The 17,994-nt window shown below is 63.4% G+C and carries 23 protein-coding genes; 8 read left to right on the forward strand and 15 right to left on the reverse strand.

The annotated features are described in order from the left end of the window. Positions 1–23: 23 nt before the first annotated feature. The 8 genes from coaA to hisB form a co-directional block, all read right to left on the reverse strand. Positions 24–995, reverse strand: a complete 972-nt coding sequence (gene coaA / locus K9B37_RS12190) for a type I pantothenate kinase (RefSeq protein ID WP_224313359.1) — start codon at positions 993–995, stop codon at positions 24–26. Between the two features lie 51 nt (positions 996–1,046). Beyond that, complete coding sequence (locus K9B37_RS12195) at positions 1,047–1,367, reverse strand: phosphoribosyl-ATP diphosphatase (protein ID WP_224313360.1); 321 nt, start codon at positions 1,365–1,367, stop codon at positions 1,047–1,049. 19 nt (positions 1,368–1,386) lie between these two features. Beyond that, a complete protein-coding gene (locus K9B37_RS12200) occupies positions 1,387–2,034 on the reverse strand; it encodes an aspartate/glutamate racemase family protein (protein ID WP_224313361.1) in 648 nt (215 codons plus the stop codon). An 11-nt stretch (positions 2,035–2,045) separates the two neighbouring features. Next, positions 2,046–2,840, reverse strand: coding sequence for an imidazole glycerol phosphate synthase subunit HisF (gene hisF, locus K9B37_RS12205; protein ID WP_224313362.1), 795 nt, complete (start codon positions 2,838–2,840; stop codon positions 2,046–2,048). Then, complete coding sequence (gene hisA / locus K9B37_RS12210) at positions 2,840–3,592, reverse strand: 1-(5-phosphoribosyl)-5-[(5-phosphoribosylamino)methylideneamino]imidazole-4-carboxamide isomerase (RefSeq protein WP_224313363.1); 753 nt, start codon at positions 3,590–3,592, stop codon at positions 2,840–2,842. The genes hisF and hisA overlap by 1 nt, the downstream gene beginning before the upstream one ends. Beyond that, complete coding sequence (gene hisH / locus K9B37_RS12215; RefSeq protein ID WP_224313364.1) at positions 3,580–4,230, reverse strand: imidazole glycerol phosphate synthase subunit HisH; 651 nt, start codon at positions 4,228–4,230, stop codon at positions 3,580–3,582. Before hisH ends, hisA begins: the two co-directional genes overlap by 13 nt. Beyond that, positions 4,227–4,724: a DUF2628 domain-containing protein gene (locus tag K9B37_RS12220; protein ID WP_224313365.1), complete on the reverse strand. Its 498-nt coding sequence runs from the start codon at positions 4,722–4,724 to the stop codon at positions 4,227–4,229. Before K9B37_RS12220 ends, hisH begins: the two co-directional genes overlap by 4 nt. A gap of 110 nt (positions 4,725–4,834) precedes the next feature. Further along, positions 4,835–5,422 carry an imidazoleglycerol-phosphate dehydratase HisB gene (gene hisB / locus K9B37_RS12225; protein WP_224313366.1) on the reverse strand — a complete coding sequence of 196 codons (588 nt, stop codon included), beginning with the start codon at positions 5,420–5,422 and terminating at the stop codon, positions 4,835–4,837. Between the two features lie 163 nt (positions 5,423–5,585). Between hisB and hslV the strand changes: the two genes are divergently transcribed. The 3 genes from hslV to hslU are packed head-to-tail and all read left to right on the forward strand — an operon-like array spanning position 5,586 to position 8,475. After that, positions 5,586–6,113: an ATP-dependent protease subunit HslV gene (hslV, locus tag K9B37_RS12230; RefSeq protein ID WP_224313542.1), complete on the forward strand. Its 528-nt coding sequence runs from the start codon at positions 5,586–5,588 to the stop codon at positions 6,111–6,113. After that, positions 6,110–7,168: a hypothetical protein gene (locus K9B37_RS12235; protein ID WP_224313367.1), complete on the forward strand. Its 1,059-nt coding sequence runs from the start codon at positions 6,110–6,112 to the stop codon at positions 7,166–7,168. The genes hslV and K9B37_RS12235 overlap by 4 nt, the downstream gene beginning before the upstream one ends. Beyond that, positions 7,165–8,475, forward strand: coding sequence for an ATP-dependent protease ATPase subunit HslU (gene hslU, locus K9B37_RS12240; RefSeq protein WP_224313368.1), 1,311 nt, complete (start codon positions 7,165–7,167; stop codon positions 8,473–8,475). Before K9B37_RS12235 ends, hslU begins: the two co-directional genes overlap by 4 nt. A 77-nt stretch (positions 8,476–8,552) precedes the next feature. Here the strand turns inward: hslU and K9B37_RS12245 are convergent, their stop codons facing one another. Then, on the reverse strand, positions 8,553–8,798 hold the full coding sequence (locus K9B37_RS12245) for a hypothetical protein (protein ID WP_224313369.1): 246 nt from the start codon (positions 8,796–8,798) through the stop codon (positions 8,553–8,555). 345 nt (positions 8,799–9,143) lie between these two features. Between K9B37_RS12245 and K9B37_RS12250 the strand changes: the two genes are divergently transcribed. Then, positions 9,144–9,752 carry a BA14K family protein gene (locus K9B37_RS12250; protein WP_224313370.1) on the forward strand — a complete coding sequence of 203 codons (609 nt, stop codon included), beginning with the start codon at positions 9,144–9,146 and terminating at the stop codon, positions 9,750–9,752. Between the two features lie 314 nt (positions 9,753–10,066). After that, on the forward strand, positions 10,067–10,513 hold the full coding sequence (locus K9B37_RS12255) for a BA14K family protein (protein WP_224313371.1): 447 nt from the start codon (positions 10,067–10,069) through the stop codon (positions 10,511–10,513). Positions 10,514–10,583: 70 nt separating this feature from the next. Here K9B37_RS12255 and K9B37_RS12260 read toward each other — a convergent pair whose 3' ends face one another. The 3 genes from K9B37_RS12260 to K9B37_RS12270 all read right to left on the reverse strand — a co-directional run bounded on the left by K9B37_RS12260 (position 10,584) and on the right by K9B37_RS12270 (position 11,896). Then, positions 10,584–10,934 (reverse strand): RidA family protein, encoded by a 351-nt coding sequence (locus K9B37_RS12260; protein ID WP_224313372.1) that lies wholly within the window; start codon positions 10,932–10,934, stop codon positions 10,584–10,586. Positions 10,935–11,011: 77 nt separating this feature from the next. Then, on the reverse strand, positions 11,012–11,626 hold the full coding sequence (locus K9B37_RS12265; RefSeq protein ID WP_224313373.1) for a pyridoxamine 5'-phosphate oxidase family protein: 615 nt from the start codon (positions 11,624–11,626) through the stop codon (positions 11,012–11,014). Beyond that, positions 11,627–11,896: a DUF3303 domain-containing protein gene (locus tag K9B37_RS12270; protein ID WP_224313374.1), complete on the reverse strand. Its 270-nt coding sequence runs from the start codon at positions 11,894–11,896 to the stop codon at positions 11,627–11,629. Positions 11,897–12,047: 151 nt separating this feature from the next. Here K9B37_RS12270 and K9B37_RS12275 point away from each other — a divergent pair, with 151 nt between their 5' ends. The 3 genes from K9B37_RS12275 (at position 12,048) to K9B37_RS12285 (ending at position 14,351) form a co-directional block, all read left to right on the forward strand. Next, positions 12,048–12,638 carry a DUF2239 family protein gene (locus tag K9B37_RS12275; RefSeq protein ID WP_224313375.1) on the forward strand — a complete coding sequence of 197 codons (591 nt, stop codon included), beginning with the start codon at positions 12,048–12,050 and terminating at the stop codon, positions 12,636–12,638. An 8-nt stretch (positions 12,639–12,646) separates the two neighbouring features. Further along, positions 12,647–13,669, forward strand: coding sequence for a hypothetical protein (locus K9B37_RS12280; RefSeq protein ID WP_224313376.1), 1,023 nt, complete (start codon positions 12,647–12,649; stop codon positions 13,667–13,669). 130 nt (positions 13,670–13,799) lie between these two features. Further along, positions 13,800–14,351 carry an NUDIX domain-containing protein gene (locus K9B37_RS12285; RefSeq protein WP_369414288.1) on the forward strand — a complete coding sequence of 184 codons (552 nt, stop codon included), beginning with the start codon at positions 13,800–13,802 and terminating at the stop codon, positions 14,349–14,351. A gap of 34 nt (positions 14,352–14,385) precedes the next feature. Here K9B37_RS12285 and K9B37_RS12290 read toward each other — a convergent pair whose 3' ends face one another. From K9B37_RS12290 to rpsO, 3 genes are all read right to left on the reverse strand, one after another. Next, a complete protein-coding gene (locus K9B37_RS12290; protein WP_224313377.1) occupies positions 14,386–14,895 on the reverse strand; it encodes a P-loop NTPase family protein in 510 nt (169 codons plus the stop codon). 174 nt (positions 14,896–15,069) lie between these two features. Beyond that, a complete protein-coding gene (gene pnp, locus K9B37_RS12295) occupies positions 15,070–17,250 on the reverse strand; it encodes a polyribonucleotide nucleotidyltransferase (RefSeq protein WP_224313378.1) in 2,181 nt (726 codons plus the stop codon). 215 nt (positions 17,251–17,465) lie between these two features. Continuing rightward, the gene (gene rpsO / locus K9B37_RS12300; RefSeq protein ID WP_224313379.1) at positions 17,466–17,735 is read right to left on the reverse strand and encodes a 30S ribosomal protein S15; all 270 of its coding nucleotides are present in this window, start codon (positions 17,733–17,735) and stop codon (positions 17,466–17,468) included. Between the last annotated feature and the right edge of the window lie 259 nt (positions 17,736–17,994).

Consider the following 17,994-nt stretch of genomic DNA (forward strand, 5'->3'; position numbering starts at 1 on the left):
GAGGGTACCGAAAAGCCGTTCTCTTACAGCCGCCGCAGCGCCACCGTCTCGATCCGGTGGCTTGCGCCCTTTTTGAGGATCAGGCTGGCGCGCTGGCGCGTCGGCACGATGTTGTCGCGCAGATTCACGAGGTTGATGCGGCTCCAGAGGCCGTCCGCGATCGTGACGGCCTCCGTCTCCGACAATTCCGCGTAGCGGCGGAAATAGGAGAGCGGATCGCGGAAGGCCGTGTGGCGCAGGCGCAGGAAGCGGTTGACGTACCAGCGATGCAGATCGTCCTCTTCCGCGTCGATATAGACCGAGAAGTCGAAGAAATCGGACACGAAGGGGATGGCGGTCCCGTCCTTGGGCATGCGCGCCGGCTGGAGCACGTTGAGGCCCTCGACGATGAGGATGTCCGGGCGGTCGACCTCCGTCTCCTCGCCGGGCACCACATCGTAGACGAGATGGGAGTAAAGAGGCGCCCGGACATGCCGCTTGCCGGCCTTGATGTCGGCGAGGAAGTGCAGCAGCGCGCCGGTATCGTAGCTCTCCGGAAAGCCCTTGCGCTCCATCAGGCCGAGCCTTGTCAGCTCGGCATTGGGCAGGAGAAAGCCGTCCGTGGTGACGAGATCGACCTTCGGGGTGTTGGGCCAGCGGGCGAGCAGCGCCTTGAGGACGCGCGCAGTCGTCGATTTGCCCACCGCCACGGAACCGGCGACGCCGATGATATAGGGAACTTTTTCATCCCGCTCGGCCAGGAGGAAGCGCTGCGTCGCCTTGAACAGCCCCTGCGTCGCCGCGACGTAGAGCGAGAGCAGGCGTGAGAGCGGCAGATAGATCGCCGCCACCTCGTCGAGGGAGATCGGATCGTTGAGGGATTGCAACTGCACCACCTCCTCGGCGGTCAGCGTCATCGGCGCATCGGCGCGCAGCTTCGCCCATTCATCCCGGCTGAAGGTTCGGTAGGGGGAAAGGTTGTCCTCCGCGAAGGACACCGCGTTGCGCTGATCCATGAGCATCCCCTTTCGGGTTCCAAGACTTGTCAGGCTTAAGGCCTATTAGGCCTAAGATGTGCGCGCAGCCTTTTCGGCCAGCCCCGATTGTGCGGTGCGGCGTTCGAGTTCGGCCATCACGTCACTTAGCGGAATACGGGCACCCTGCAACACGACCAAAAGGTGATACAGCACGTCCGCCGCCTCGGCCGTGAGATTGGATCGGTCCTCCAGCACGGCAGCGAGCGCCGCCTCGACCGCCTCCTCGCCGAGCTTCTTGGCGGCCTTGGCAGGCCCGTCCGCCAGAAGCTTCGCCGTATAGGACTCGCTCGGCGGCGCGGCGGCGCGGGTGGCGACGATGCGGGCGAGGTCGTTGAGGGTGAAGGTAGTCATGGAGTGATCCTTCCCTATATCAGGATGCTCGAGCGAGGCTGGCAGCCATGGCGGCGCTCAGCCCCACATCGGGACTCGTCAGGGGGCGTCCGCCGCGACACAGGTCGACCGCATCCATCATCGAGGCCTGGGCGAGGGCGACGGTCTCGAAACCTTCCGCGAAGGCGCGGTCCGCCGCCTCGGCGATCATTGCGAGGTAGCCGCTCCGGTCCCCGCCCTTGAACAGGTCCCAAGCCTTGGGAACGAGGCTAGTCTCGACGGTCGTTCCAACCGCCTGGGCGGCGGCATCGAACAAGGCGCGGGTCGGTTCAAGAGTGGTTGGGGCGGCGATGAGCACTATGGCCCGCCTGCCGCTATGGGCTGTGGCCTGGGCCAGGGCCTCATCCACACGCAGAACCGGAACATGGGTTTGCGTAGCTGCCACGGCAGCGGCGGGGCCGATGCTCGAACAGGTAAGGATCACCGCATCCGCGCCGACGGTAAGCTCCAGCAGAATCGCGGCGATCTCGCTTTCGAGCGCCTCGGTGAAACCGCCCTGCTCGACCTTGGCCAGCAGATCCGGACGCACCGTATGGGTCAGCGTCCCATGCGTGTAGGCTTCGCCTGTCGCAGCGTTCTCGAACACGGCGATATTGCTGTCGGCGGTGTGCAGGCAGGCGATACGCATGAAAGAAGATCCTATCGGGTCGGGCGGGCCGCTGGGTCCAGCCGCATCTTCAGGCCGGCCTTGGCCATATAATCCTTCGCCTCGCCGACGCTGTACGTGCCGAAATGGAAGATCGAGGCCGCGAGCACCGCGCTGGCATGGCCTTCCTTCACGCCATCCACCAGGTGATCGAGATTGCCGACGCCGCCGGAGGCGATGACCGGTACGGAGACCGCGTCCGCGATCGCCCGGACCAGGGCGAGGTCGTAGCCGCCCTTGGTGCCGTCCCGGTCCATGGACGTGACGAGGAGTTCGCCGGCGCCGAGATCCGCCACCTGTTTCGCGAAGGCGATGGCGTCGATGCCGGTGGCGTTGCGTCCGCCATGGGTGAAGATCTCCCAGCGCGGCGCCTCCCCCTCCCCCGACACCTTCTTGGCGTCGATGGCGACGACGATGCACTGATTGCCGAACTTTTCCGCCGCCTCGCGCACGAAATCGGGATTCTTCACCGCGGCGGTGTTGATGGAGACCTTGTCGGCTCCGGCGAGCAGCAGCTTGCGGATGTCATCGACCGTGCGCACACCGCCGCCCACGGTCAGTGGCATGAAGCAGGCTTCCGCCGTGCGGCGCACCACGTCGAACAGGATGCCGCGCGCCTCATGGCTTGCGGTGATGTCGAGGAAGCAGAGCTCGTCGGCGCCCGCCGCGTCATAGGCCTTCGCGGCTTCCACCGGATCGCCGGCATCGACGAGATCGACGAACTGCACGCCCTTCACGACGCGCCCGTCCTTGACGTCAAGGCACGGGATGAGGCGGACCTTCAGCATCAGGCATCCTCCTTGCGCGCAGTGCGCAGCAGCGCCAGCGCCTGGTCCGGGTCGATGCGGCCGTCATAGAGAGCGCGGCCGGTGATCGCGCCGCCGAGGATCGCGCAGTCGGGCTGGGTGAGGCGCTCGATATCCGCCATGGAGCCGAGGCCGCCGGAGGCGATCACTGGAATCTTCACGGCCCGTGCAAGACCCAAGGTCATCGGAATGTTGAGACCCTTGAGAATCCCGTCGCGGGCGATGTCGGTGTAGATGATCGCCGCGACGCCGGCATCCTCGAAGCGGCGGCCGAGTTCCTCCGCCGTCAGGGTCGAGGTCTGGGCCCAGCCTTCCACGGCTACGAGGCCGTCCTTGGCGTCGATGCCGACCGCCACCCGGCCGGGATGGAGACGGGCCGCCTCACGCACGAAGGCCGGGTCGCGCACCGCCGCGGTGCCGATGATGACGCGGGCGACACCCTTGGCCAGCCAGCCTTCCACGGTCTTCATGTCGCGAATGCCGCCGCCGAGCTGCACCGGGATCTTGATGCGTTTGAGGATTGCCTCGACCGCGGCGGCGTTCATGGGCTTTCCGGCGAAGGCGCCGTCGAGATCGACCACGTGCAGCCACTCGAAGCCCTGGGCCTCGAAAGCGGCGGCCTGCGCCGCCGGGTCGTCGTTGAAGATCGTGGCCTGGTCCATGTCGCCCTGAATGAGGCGCACGCAGCGCCCTTCCTTCAGGTCGATGGCGGGAAAGAGGATCACGGGCGCCACCTCAAAAAATTGGCGATGAGCTTGAGGCCCAGGGCCTGGCTCTTCTCGGGGTGAAACTGGGTGCCGACCATGTTGTCTTTCGCCACGATGGCAGTCACGGGCCCGCCGTAATCGACTGTGGCGACCACATTATCGGGCTTTGCTGCCGACAAGGCATAGGAATGGACGAAATAGGCGTGCAGCCCCTGAGGTCCGGTGGGAATGCCCTCCAGGACCGGATGGGTTCTCAACTGGTCGAGGGTATTCCAGCCCATATGCGGGATCTTGAGCGAAGGATCGCCCGGCGTGATGGTCTTCACATCCCCGGAAATCCAGTCGAGCCCGGCGGTGGTCACGTATTCGAGGCCGCGGGTCGCCATGAGCTGCATGCCGACGCAGATGCCGAGGAACGGCCTGCCCTCCTCCCGCACGCGGCGGTTCAGGGCGTCGACCATGCCGGGCACGCCGTCGAGACCGCGGCGGCAATCGGCGAAGGCGCCGACGCCCGGCAGCACGATCCGGTCCGCCTTCGCGACGGCAGAGGGATCCGACGAGACCGCGATCACGTCGGAAAGGCCCGCCTCGCGCGCTGCACGCTCGAAGGCCTTGGCGGCGGAATGAAGATTGCCGGACCCGTAATCGACGATGATGACACTCACCGGGGACGCTCCGCATCGGGAAAGAGGCCGATCACCGGCTCCGTCCCCGGATGGGGACGCAGCGCCGATGACGGCGAAGGAGAAGACGATGTGGCGGAGCGGGACGCCGCCTGCTGCAGCCAGCGGGCGAAGGTCTTGGCCTCCGCTTCGTCACGATCGGAGGCCGTCACCACGTCGACGGCCGTCCGCCCATGGCGGTCATAGGTCCAGCGCCGGAGGCTCTCCGCTTCGAGCCCGATCAGGATTTGGAACAGCAGCTCCGCAACGAAGCGCACGCCCAGATTGACGTTCAGCGCCGTCAGAACGACCTGCAGCGCCACGAGGGCGACGAGGACGAGGAGTCCCGCAAGCCACAGCCGATGGAAGAAGAACCAGAGGAACGTGAAGAAGAAGGCGCCCCAGGAAAAGCCGTCCTTCACGATCTCCGCCTCGTCGAGAGCCGTCGGATCGCCCGGCCGTGCATCGCGTGCGAGGTGCAGCGTATAGGTGGTCATGACACCGTTCCTTGAGAAGCCGCGTCCGCGAGGGCCTTGCCCATCGCGAAACGAGGCGATCTGTCGACGATCATGGAATGTCTCGCATCGGAGGATCGAGACATTCAGATCTAGAGCGTTCCCTTGGTGGAGGGAATGCGACCCTGCTCCCGCGGATCAACGGAGACCGCATGCCTCAGGGTCCGGGCCACACCCTTGAAGCAGCTCTCGGCGATATGATGGCTGTTGGCGCCGTAGAGGGTCTCGATATGGAGCGTCAGCCCGGCATTGACGGCGAAGGCCTGGAAGAACTCGCGCACCAGCTCGGTGTCGAAGCCGCCGATCTTCTCGGTCGGGAACGTTGTCCTGAACACCAGGAAAGGACGCCCTGAAATATCGAGCGCCACCCGGGTCAGGGTCTCGTCCATCGGCAGATGGATGTCCGCGTAGCGGCTGATCCCCTTCTTGTCGCCGAGTGCTTGCACGAGGGCCTGGCCGAGCGCGATGCCGGTGTCTTCCGTCGTATGATGCTGGTCCACATGCAGGTCGCCGGTCACCTTGACGGTCAGGTCGACCAGGGCATGGCGGGCGAAGAGTTCGAGCATATGGTCGAGGAAGCCGACTCCGGTGGCGATCTCGGCCTTGCCGGTGCCATCGAGGGCGATCGACAGGGCGACATCGGTCTCGGCGGTGCGACGGCTGACGCTCGCGGCGCGCATCGGTGAGGATCCTTCGTGAGAGAGACGGCGCGGATAAAGTGACGGCGCCTTCTATCAGCGTGGCGGGAGAAATGCCACCCGCGTTGCTTTTGCGATCAGGATGATTAAGTCAGTCCCATCCCTCCGGAGTTTTCTGCCCTTGTCCGAGACCAATCCTCCCAGCATGCACGCCACCACGATCCTCATGGTCCGCAAGAACGGACGCGTCGTCATCGGCGGCGACGGCCAGGTCAGCCTGGGCCAGACCATCGTGAAGGGCAACGCGAGAAAGGTTCGCCGCCTCGCCAAGGGCAACGTGATCGGCGGTTTCGCAGGCTCCACGGCGGATGCCTTCACTCTGTTCGAACGCCTGGAAGGCAAGCTCGAACAATATCCGGGCCAGCTCACCCGCGCCTGCGTCGAATTGACGAAGGACTGGCGCACGGACCGCTATCTGCGCCGCCTGGAAGCGATGATGCTCGTCGCCGACAAGGAGGTGGGCCTCCTGCTCTCCGGCGCGGGCGATGTGCTGGAGCCGGAAGGCGGCATCATGGCGATTGGTTCGGGCGGCAATTACGCTCTCGCTGCCGCCCGGGCGCTAGCCGATTCCGGGCTCGACGCGGAAACCATGGTGCGGCGGTCGCTGGTTATCGCTGCTGAAATATGCGTCTATACCAATAGCAATATTGTTATAGAAAGCCTCGATGCATGATCAGTAATGCCGTTCTCGAACAAGGCGTTGCGAGAGGAATTGTGACAAGCCAGCAGGCGGACGGTCTGCAGGCTCTGGCACGCGAGCTGGCAGCCTCCGCCGTTGCCGAGCCGGAGGATGATGAGAAGCTGCGGTTTTTGACTGGCTTCAGCGATATTTTCGTCACTTTGGGGCTTGGGCTGTTTCTGGGTGCGCTCGGCTATTTCGCGTCCCTTTACGGTATCCCCGCCATGTGGCTTGTTCTCGCCGCGTCCTCTTGGCTTTTGGCTGAATTCTTTACCCGCCGCCGCCGCATGGCGCTTCCAAGCATCGTCCTGCTCGGGCTTTTCGCGACCTCCGCGTTCGGGACGGCGTTCTTCTTTTCGATGTGGCTTTGGCAACTCAATTTGAAGAGCAGTGAAGTTTTCAGAACGCATCCCTGGATCATGGTGGGAGCTGCCCTGTTCACGGTCGCGATGACTGCTCTGCACTATCGCCGCTTCCGCGTGCCGATCACAATCGCGGCTGGTGCCGCTGCTGTGGTGATAGCGCTTCTCGGATTGCTGTTCTCAGCGATGCCGCAACCATCGGAGACGATCATTGCCTTGTCTCTGTTCGTGAGCGGTTGTGCCGTTTTCGCGCTCGCAATGCGTTTCGATCTGTCCGATCCGGAGCGCGTGACGCGCCGTAATGACATTGCGTTCTGGCTTCATCTGCTAGCTGCACCTTTGATCGTGCATTCTGTGATTTCGCGTTTCGTCGGCGACAAGCTGCTGCCTCAGATTGGGACCTCCGCAGCGGTGCTCACCATCTTCGTGGTGCTCGGGGCCGTTGCCGTCCTCGTCGACCGCCGCGCCATGCTGGTTTCCGGACTCGTCTATGCCGGATACGCCTTCGCCTCTCTCATCAAGCAGGTCGGGCTTCAGGACAGTACGATGCCCGCGACGCTTCTCGTCCTTGGCGCCTTCGTGTTAATGCTCAGCGCGGGTTGGCGTCCGGTCCGTACCACTCTCTTGAGACTTCTGCCCACTCATCTTGCGCAACGGCTGCCACACCCCATTCTCTCATCGTCATGACCACATTTTCTCCTCGCGAAATCGTTTCCGAACTCGACCGCTTCATCGTCGGCCAGTATGAGGCCAAGCGTGCAGTCGCCATCGCGCTGCGCAACCGCTGGCGCCGCCAGCAGCTCGAAGGATCGCTGCGCGAGGAAGTCGCGCCCAAGAACATCCTGATGATCGGCCCCACCGGCTGCGGCAAGACCGAGATCTCTCGTCGCCTCGCGCGGCTTGCGGGCGCGCCATTCATCAAGATCGAAGCGACGAAGTTCACCGAAGTCGGCTATGTCGGCCGCGATGTGGAGCAGATCGTGCGCGATCTCGTCGAGGTCGGCATCGGGCTGGTGCGCGAGGAGCGCCGCAAGCAGGTTCAGGCGAAGGCGCATCTCGCTGCGGAGGAGCGCGTGCTCGATGCACTCGTCGGCACGACCGCGAGCGCCGCCACCCGCGACAGTTTCCGCCGCAAGCTGCGCAACAATGAACTCGACGACAAGGAAATCGAAATCGAGGTGCAGGGCAGCCCGCAAGGCGGCATGCCGATGTTCGAGATTCCCGGCATGCCGGGCGCCTCCGTCGGCGCCATCAATCTTTCGGACATGTTCGGCAAGGCCTTCGGCGGCCGCTCCAAGATGCGCCGGACCACGGTGCAAGAGGCCTACGAACCTCTGGTCACGGAAGAATCCGACAAGCTTCTCGATCAGGATGCCATCGTGCAGGAGGCGATCCGGCAGGTGGAGAATAACGGCATCGTGTTCCTCGACGAGATCGACAAGATCTGCGCCCGCGAAGGCCGCGCCAGCGGCGACGTGTCCCGCGAGGGCGTGCAGCGTGATCTGCTGCCGCTCATCGAAGGCACCACGGTCGCCACGAAATACGGGGCGGTGAAGACCGACCACATCCTGTTCATCGCATCCGGCGCCTTTCATGTGTCGAAGCCGTCGGACCTCCTCCCCGAGCTGCAGGGGCGCCTGCCGATCCGTGTCGAGCTCTCGCCGCTCACGGTCGATGATTTCAAGCGCATCCTCACGGAGACGGAAGCGAGCCTGATCAAGCAATCGGTCGCGCTCATGAAGACGGAAGGCGTGAATCTCGTCTTCACCGACGACGCGATCGACGCACTCGCCCAGGTGGCGGTCGACGTGAACGACTCCGTCGAGAACATCGGCGCCCGTCGTTTGCAGACCGTGCTCGAGCGCGTCCTCGACGACATCTCCTTCACGGCACCTGACCGCTCCGGCGAAGCGGTGACCATCGATGCAGCCTATGTGCGCGGCGAAGTGGAGAGCCTGGCGAAGAACACGGACCTGAGCCGTTTCATTCTCTGATGTGCCACGCGGGCAGGCGGAAACGGTCGCCGGTCTCCGCCTCACACCCATCCTTCAGCGGCCTGTCACATTGCGGCTCAGATGGCAGCCGCTGCGATCAGGAAGATGATTCCGAGCACGGCCAGCCCGATGCCGGGCCCTTGGGCCTTCAGATCGAACAGACCGCTGCGTCCCTTGGGCTCCAGGGTTGCATCCGGCGTCGCAGTGCGCGGAATCTTCGCCCTGCTCAGCGGTCCGGCTCCAATCATCCGGACTGCCACAAGTAGCAATCCGCACAGGATCAGCAGCACCCCCAATCCAATGAGAAACATGCGTAAAGGCATGAAACCTCCCAGGATATCCTGAGGCAGAGAATTCCAGCTTCGGCCCATCGCAATCGAGCGTCAAGGATGGGTGCGCCAGGCGCTGGAGATCCTGCACGCGACAAGGCAAGGCGCTGATGGGCTCTGCATCGGGCGAGACCTGGACGGCCATTGCGCGTGCAGACATCCGACCTATGACCGCATCTCCAACACCGTCCAGGTGTCGGACGGCCGGCGATATCTCTGCAATTAGCGGAAAGCCGATGGATCCATGCACCGGTCCATCGGTTTTGCTTACGACGCGGTGTTGCCTGCGACGAGGCCTTAGCTTCGGGGGCAACCTGCAGGGACGGAAGGAACGAATCGATGCATAAGCTGATCGTGACGACCTTGGCCGCCGCATTCCTGCTTCCGGCAGGCCTTTTCACCGGCGCGGCATCTGCGCAAGTTGCGCCTCCGGCAAAGCTTCTGCAGCTCCTCGAACGGAATGACATCGCGATGTCCTATGCCGCTCGGCGGGGTGGCGGATACCGTGGCGGCCATCGTGGTGGCATGGCGCGCGCCGGTGGCTACCGGGGTGGTGTTCATCGTGTCGGCTATCGCGGCGGTGTCTATCGAGGTGGCGTGAGCCGGGCCGCGATCTATCGTGGCGGCGTTGCCGGCGCTGGCGTCTACCGCGGGGCGGCCTATCGTCCCTATGCGGGGCGCTATTACAGGCCTTATGCCGGCTATTACGGGCGGCCTTATTACCGCGGCGCATATTACCGCGGTTATTACCCGTATGGAGGATATTATCCCTACGGCGCAGCGGCGGCAGGCGCCCTCGTCGGCGGCGCCATCGCATCGCAACCTCTCGTGACGGGCAGCATCGCTCCGCAAGGCAGTTCGGCCTACTGCGCGCAACGCTTCAGAAGCTACAACCCCGCGACCGGGACCTACACGGGATATGACGGACGGCAGCATCGCTGTCCGTGAGCGGCTGAAGAGGCCCGCTTTTCCTTTGAGATCTTTCCGACCGACCTCGCCTGGCGACGAGGCCGGTTCTCTTCCCGTTTCACAAGAATGACGCCGTCACTCACCGGCGTCGTCGGTGCCCGTTGTGACTCTCTGTGCAATAGAGAAAAAGCTTTCACGCTCAGCATGATAGCCGTGCTCAGGTCATCGCAGGTGTCAGTGAGGTGATAGAATCCTGTCCTGCCGTCACAATTCTGAGAGATGGCATTCTTTTCTCTCATTTTCGGAACGACTTCTTGGAAAACACGTTCGCAAAGCCAGGAAGGAGTTTCATCATGCGTCATCTCTACTTGGCCTTTGCCGCTACGCTTGCGCTTGGAACGGCCGCCGTTCCGGCATCCGCTGCGCCGGTCGCGACGGATACGAGCCGGGTCGCAGCGCCGCTTGCCGCGCTCGAGAAGGGCGATCTGCAGACGAACTACGCTCAGTGGCGTGGCCGCTATTACGGCCGTCCGGGCTATTATGGGCGTCCCGGATATTACGGGCGGCCCTACGGCTATTATCGCCCCTATCGCTACGATTACGGCGCTGCAGCAGCTGCCGGCGCGGTCGGCCTCGCGACGGGTGCGATCATCGGCGGCGCGCTGTCTCAGCAGCAGGCGGCCCCGGTCTATGCTGCTCCGGGCGGCTCCGTGTCGTACTGCGCCCAGCGCTTCAAGTCCTATGACCCGGCCTCGGGGACGTATCTGGGTTACGATGGTCTGCGCCATCCCTGCCCATAAGCCGAGTGGTGATGTCATGAAAAAAAGCGGGCCTTCACGGCCCGCTTTCTTTTTTCGCGAAGGTGCGGCCTTACTTCGCCGCGATGACGGCGATCTCGACCTTGAACTGAGGAGCGGCGAGCTTGGCCTCGACCGTGGCGCGGGCCGGCGGATTGCCGGGAGAGACCCAGGAATCCCACACGCCGTTCATCTCCTGGAACGTCGCCATGTCGGTGATCCAGATATTGGTCATCAGGAGCTTCGACTTGTCGGTGCCCGCCTGCTTCAGAAGATCGTCGATCTTGGCGAGGATCTCCTTGGTCTGCTCGGCGACGCTCTGGCCCGCCGTCTTGTCCGCCACTTGGCCTGCAAGATAGACCGTGTTGCCGTGAACGACGGCGCCGCTCATGCGCGGGCCCGGATTGATGCGTTGGATCGTCATGGATCGTCCTTCGGAAGAAAGCGTAAAACGAGATGAGCTTTTTCGGAGCCCATCTGGCCGAGGTCAAGCACGAACCGTCAATAAAGCGACGCTTTTACCCGCTCAGGCAGCGCTTTGTCATAAGTCTCGCCGCCCGTCCGGCCCTCGCTGAGCGCCGCGAGAATCTGGCCGGCGCTCGGCAAGGAGCTGCGGGCGACGCGTTTGTCCGGATTCCACAGATCGGCGCGGACGACTGCGCGGGAACACTGGAAGAACACCGTGTCGACGGCAATCGTGAGCACCGTCCTCGGCGCCTTGCCCTCGACGGCAAAATTTTCCAGGAGGTCAGGGTCGATGGAAATCGTCGCGCAGCCGTTGACGCGCAAGGTTTCGCCGATTCCGGGAATCAGGAAGAGCAGGGCGACATGCGGATCGTGCACGACGTTGCGCAGCGAATCGATGCGGTTGTTGCCGCGCCGGTCCGGCAGCAGTAGGGTCTTCTCGTCCACGATGCGGACGAAGCCCGGCCCGTCGCCGCGGGGCGAGCAGTCGAGGCCGCCCTCGCCTCGCGTCGCCAGGAGCGCAAAGGGCGAGGCCTCGATCAGCGCCCGATAAACAGGCACGATCCGGTCGGTCTCCTTGACGCGGGAGGCTTCGCCGACCTCGTCGTAGAGAGCTTCGAGTTCACTGAGAGTCGTCACGAGATAGGACATTTAGAGATGCTCGACCATGGCTGAGGCGGTGTCCTTGCTGGGGGCGACGGGGATGATTTCGAACGCGGCGAGATCGCACCATTCTGAGACCCAGCGTTGGAGTAGGGTGACGTCGTCGCAGCGCATCAGCTGAAAGCAGCGTCCGAAATCGGCCGCGATCCAGCTGTCGACATATTCCAAACCTTCCGGCATCTGCCGGCCCTTTTCGCGGAAGCGCCGGTATACGGCCTTCGGGTCGCGCCCGAACGTCTCGATCACCATGAACAGCATCGTGGCCCTCCCGGCCCCGTCTCGTCACGTTGTGCATCGCGCGGACAAGATCCGCAATGGTCGGGCTCCTGGCATCCGATGGAATATTTTACCCGGGTGAAATTGACAGATCAATTATACCCGGGTAAAACGCGCCCTGATTGGAAACCACATGCAGCAACCTCAGACTTTCACGGCATTCATCGGAAGCCGCCATCTGGCGACGGGCGCACGGCTCACCGTGGCGCTGGCCGTCAAGGCCGCGCTCCAGGCGGACGACACGCAGACGATCCTGATCTTCGACGATGCCACCGGCAGCCAGATCGATTTCGATCTCCGGGGAACCGATCAGGAGATCGCCGCCCGGCTGGGTGCACCCGAACCAGAACCGAACGAACCCAAGCGGCAGGGGCGCCCGAAGCTCGGCGTCGTTGCACGGGAGGTGACGCTTCTTCCCCGTCACTGGGACTGGCTCGCCGCTCAACCCGGTGGCGCTTCGGTCACGCTGCGCAAGCTGGTCGATGCCGCGCGGCAATCCGGAGTCGATCGCGCTGCCATCCGTCAGGCGCAACAGGCGGCGGATCGCTTCATGATGGCAATGCTCGGCAATCAGCAGGGCTACGAGGACGCGGCGCGCGCCCTCTATGCCGGCGACTGGCAGCAATTCGCGACGATGAGCGAGTCGTGGCCGAAGGATCTTCGCGATCACGCACGGCGTCTTGCGGAGCCTGCTTTCACGACATCCAACGAGCCGGCGCAGTGAGGGCCGACATGCCGACGACCGCAGAAGACCTGAGACGCACGGGCATCGCCGTCGCACGGACCATGGAGGGGTATGACCTGCCGGTGATCGATGTGACGCATCCGTGCTTCGCTCTGTCGGAAGATCCAGAGAGCGTGCAGGCTCTCTACGATGCGCTCCTGCGCGACGAAGAGCGCAACCGCCGGGTTCCCAAATTCCTTCTGCGGATGATGGTGAAGTCGGCCGCGAAAAGGTCACGGCTGTTCCGGGCGATGTTCGGATCCGGCACATCCTACCTGGACGGCCTGAGCACCTATGCGATGAAGCTCGGCCCGGACAATCTCCTACCACCCTACGACACGCCGATGGATCGACGGTTCGCAGCCACCCCGCATGTCACGTTCATGCGCCTGCGCATGCAACAGATGGCGCACCTGCTGGCAGATTGGCTTGCGAGCAAACTGACTGCATCCGATCGCCGCGAGCTCCATCTGATCAACATCGCGGGCGGGCCTGGCATGGACAGCATCAACGGGTTGATCCTGCTCGCTTGCAAGACGCCTGAACTCCTGCGGCGGCCGATCACCATCCACGTGCTCGATCTCGACGGGGCAGGGCCGTTCTTCGGCGAAAGAGCCGTATCGCAGCTGAAGGCCAAAGGCGGCCGTCTCCACGGGCTCGATGTCACGCTGACGCATCGACCCTATGACTGGAAAGAGACCTCCACGCTGGAAACGCTCGTCGAAGAGCTCGTCTGGCAAGGCTCCGTCATCGCAGCGATGTCGGAAGGAGGCCTGTTCGAATACGGGAGCGACGAGGCGATCATCGCCAATCTGAAGGCACTTCGCGCCGACGGCAGAGGCGCGCGATGCGTGATCGGCTCGGTGACGCGGACACAACAGGAGAGGGCGCGGCTGACGGGCGCAAGCCAGTTCAAGATCATCCCGCGCGGTCTCGAGGTCTTCGCTCCTCTCGCCGCGCAGGCCGGGTTCAGGGTCGGGGAGATTCGCCAGACCGCCTGGAGCGACCAAGTGGAGCTTCGCGCCATCTGATTGAATGCGCGACAGGTGGCTCGACCTCTCCACCTTTGACCGCCGGTTCGCTAATCCGTTTATTCAACGCAACTTTATGAAATGAGGCGCCCTATGCCATGCTCCAGGCATGTGAGCACGAGGTAGAAAAGTGAATGACCTTGATCCGGATCTGAAGACAATCAACAGAAGGACTGTTTACGAGAACCGTTGGATGAAAGTCCATGAGGATCAGATCCGCCGCAGGGATGGTTCTTCGGGGATCTATGGCGTCGTCGACAAGCCTGATTTCGTGATCATCGTTCCGATCCAGAACGGCATCGTGCATCTGGTCCAGCAATATCGCTATCCGATCCGGCAGCGGCAATGGGAATTCCCCCAAGGCGGTTGGGAAGACAGATCCGATGCCCGCCCGGAAGACATCGCACGAGGGGAGTTGGAGGAAGAGACGGGATTGCTGGCCGATGAGATTCAGGAGGTCGGCCGCCTGTTTCCCCTCTACGGAACGGTGACGCAGAGCTATCGCATCTTCCTGGCATCGGAATTGAGCATGGGACGCCGGCAACCAGACCCGGAGGAGCAGGATCTGATCACAGGGGCATTTCCGGTGCCGGAACTCGAGCGCATGATCCTGGATGGAATTATTCAGGATGCGGGGACCGTTGCCTGCTTCGGCTTGCTTCGTCTGAAGCGCCTGATCTGACGCGTCCTCGGGTTTCCGGAGAGCGGTCGCGCCATCAAAGAATCGTTTCGAGAAAGTCGGTCATCTCCGCTCGGGATCGAAGATGGAGCTTTCTGCCTTCGAAACATTCGAAGAGCCGCGCATGTCCTGCATAGGAACTTGCATTGTCTCGCATTCGATACTCTCCAGCCCAATCGATCAGCGCGTTGAAGGAGGCCTCGTCTCCGCCCCGGCGAAGGCCGCGCCGTCGGATATTCTCAATGCATTCCGCCTCGGGCAGATCGAGCCAAATGAAGGCTGTGGCCGAGGGTAAAGCCTCGTGCGCCAGCCAGCCATAGACTCCCTCGATGATCCAGCGATTCTTGGAGGCTTGGTCGCGGACCATGCTCTTCGCAAGATCGGGATCCCGTCGCGCGTTGTAACCGCCCGGCATCCAATGAATCGCGTCCAGATCAATGGCGACTGTGCCGACGCTTTCAGCCAGCCTCTCGGCCAACCAGCTCTTGCCTGAGCCACTGTTGCCGACAATGACGGTTTTGGAGAACTCGGAACGAACCGGAGCCATGCCTACGCCTCGTATGCAGCCTGTCGCCAAGGCGCATATACCCTGAATTCGCAGAACGGAGATTCTGAAGCGACAGCGATTCGATCTGCAGAACCGGATACGCCGATCGCAGTGTTCAAAACAAAAAGGGCGGCTCGAGGCCGCCCTTTCAGTCTGACAGAGGCTTAACTGCGATTACTCGCCGGCGTTGGTGGCCTTCTGAGCCTCGCGCTCGGCGCGCTCGGCGTCCTTTTCGGCCTTCAGCTTCTCGGTGATGTCCTCGCCGGTCTCCTGGTCGACGACCTTCATGGAGAGGCGGACCTTGCCGCGATCGTCCATGCCGAGGAACTTCACCTTCACCTTGTCGCCTTCCTTGACCACGTCCGTGACCTTGCCGACGCGGTTCTTGGCGAGCTCCGAGATGTGCACGAGGCCGTCGCGCGAACCGAAGAAGTTCACGAAGGCGCCGAACTCCATCACCTTCACGACGGTGCCCTCGTAGATCATGTTGACCTCGGGCTCAGCGACGATGGAGCGGATCCAGTTGTAGGCCGCCTTGATCGACTTGGCGTCGGCCGAGGCGATCTTGATGAGGCCGTCGTCGTTGATGTCGATCTTGGCGCCGGTCTTCTCCACGATCTCGCGGATGACCTTGCCGCCCGAACCGATGACTTCGCGGATCTTGTCGACCGGGATCTGCATGGTCTCGATGCGCGGGGCATGCTCGCCGAGCTCGGCGCGCGGCGCGGTCAGCGCCTTGTTCATCTCGGCCAGGATGTGGGCGCGGCCGCCCTTGGCCTGATCGAGCGCGACGCGCATGATCTCTTCGGTGATGCCGGCGATCTTGATGTCCATCTGGAGCGAGGTGATGCCCTGGTCCGTTCCGGCCACCTTGAAGTCCATGTCGCCGAGGTGATCCTCGTCGCCGAGGATGTCGGACAGAACCGCGTAGCGCTCACCCTCGAGGATGAGGCCCATGGCGATGCCAGCCACCGGACGACGGAGCGGAACGCCCGCATCCATGAGAGCCAGCGAACCACCGCAGACCGAGGCCATGGAGGAGGAACCGTTCGATTCCGTGATCTCCGACACGACGCGGATCGTGTAGGGGAACTCATGGGCCGGGGGCAGCATCGGGTGGATGGCACGCCAGGCGAGCTTGCCGTGGCCGATTTCGCGGCGGCCGGGCGAGCCCATGCGGCCCGTCTCGCCGACGGAGTAGGGCGGGAAGTTGTAGTGCAGCAGGAAGGTCTCCTTGCGGGTGCCTTCGAGCTCGTCGATGAACTGCTCGTCCTCGCCGGTGCCGAGCGTCGTCACGACCAGCGCCTGCGTCTCGCCGCGGGTGAACAGCGCCGAACCGTGGGCGCGGGGCAGCACGCCGACCTCGTTGACGATCGAACGGACCGTCTTGAGATCGCGGCCGTCGATGCGATAGCCGGTATCGAGGATGTTCCAGCGCACGATCTTGGCCTGGACTTCCTTGAAGACGGCCTTGACCTTCTCGGGGTCGAACTTCGCTTCGCCTTCGGCCGGGCACAGCGCTTCCATCACCTTCGCCTTGACGGCGTCGACGGCGGCATAGCGGTCCTGCTTGCGGGTGATCTTATAGGCCTCGCGCAGGTCCTTCTCGGCGATGTCGAGTACCGCCTTCTCCACGTCGGAGACGTCGGCCGGCTGGTAGTCGCGCGGCTCCTTGGCGGCCTTCTCGGCGAGACGGATGATCGCTTCGATGACCGGCTGGAAGTGCTTGTGGCCGAACATGACCGCGCCGAGCATCACGTCCTCGGGCAGCTCTTTGGCTTCGGATTCCACCATCAGCACCGCTTCGGAGGTGCCGGCGACCACGAGGTCGAGGGCCGACTGCTCCATTTCGGCAAGCAGCGGGTTCAGCTTGTACTGGCCGCCGATATAACCGACGCGGGCGCCGCCGACCGGGCCCATGAAGGGCACGCCGGAGATCGTCAGGGCGGCGGAGGCCGCCACCATGGCGACGATGTCGGGATCGTTCTCGAGATCGTGCGACAGCACAGTCACCACGACCTGCGTATCGTTACGATAGCCATCGAGGAAGAGCGGGCGGATCGGACGGTCGATCAGGCGGGAGACGAGGGTCTCCTTCTCGGTCGGCCGGCCCTCGCGTTTGAAGTAGCCGCCCGGGATGCGGCCGGCGGCGTAGGTGCGCTCCTGGTAGTTCACCGTGAGCGGGAAGAAGTCGATGCCGGCCTTCGGCTCCTTGGCCGAAACGACGGTGGCGAGAACGGTGGTCTCGCCGTAGGTAGCGACGACGGCGCCGTCGGCCTGACGGGCCATCTTGCCCGTTTCGAGCGTGAGCTTGCGCCCACCCCAGATCAGTTCTTCGCGTTGAACGTCAAACATGGTTTTGTCTCTCATGACACGGCGGGGGCTCGATGCCATGAGCAAGACGGCAAGGGGCTCCGCGACGGATTGATCCGCCGCTTCGAAGCCCCTTGCGATCCTGCCATGGTCATCGCGTCATCCGCCTCTTGATCGAAGGACGCAGGGCTCTCGGGCACGTCTGCGTCAAGAGGCCGTCCGGAGCCGGGCTCCGGACGGGGCTTTCACCGAAAAGCTTAACGGCGGATGCCGAGCCTTTCGATAACGGTCTTGTAGCGGCTCTCTTCCTTCTTCTTCAGATAGTCGAGGAGGGAGCGGCGCTGCGACACGAGCTTCAAAAGGCCGCGACGGGAATGGTTGTCCTTCGCGTGAGACTTGAAGTGCTCGGTCAGATTGGTGATCCGCTCGGTCAGGATCGCGATCTGCACCTCGGGGGAGCCCGTATCGCCGGCTTTCTGAGCGAATTCCTTGATGAGCGCGTTCTTGCGCTCGGCCGTGATCGACATCGTCAGTCCTTTCAGGTTGGTACTAGAAGGGGACCTCGCTCATGGGAGCCTGAAGGTCCGTTTCGCCGGAGACGGCCGGGCCGGGATGTCGTCCAGCGCGGTCTGCTCTCTCGGGGGCGTCCAGCGGGCTGATGCCTGCAGGATGCGGGCGCACCATACACGAAAACGGCACGAGTGCCAGAGAAATCGTTTTTGCCAAGCCTGCCAAAGGGATATGCGCGATCCGTCGTTTCGGATTCAGCCCAAAGAGCAACCCGGA

The sequence above is a fragment of the Microvirga puerhi genome (assembly GCF_020089865.1).
Lineage (GTDB): Bacteria > Pseudomonadota > Alphaproteobacteria > Rhizobiales > Beijerinckiaceae > Microvirga > Microvirga puerhi.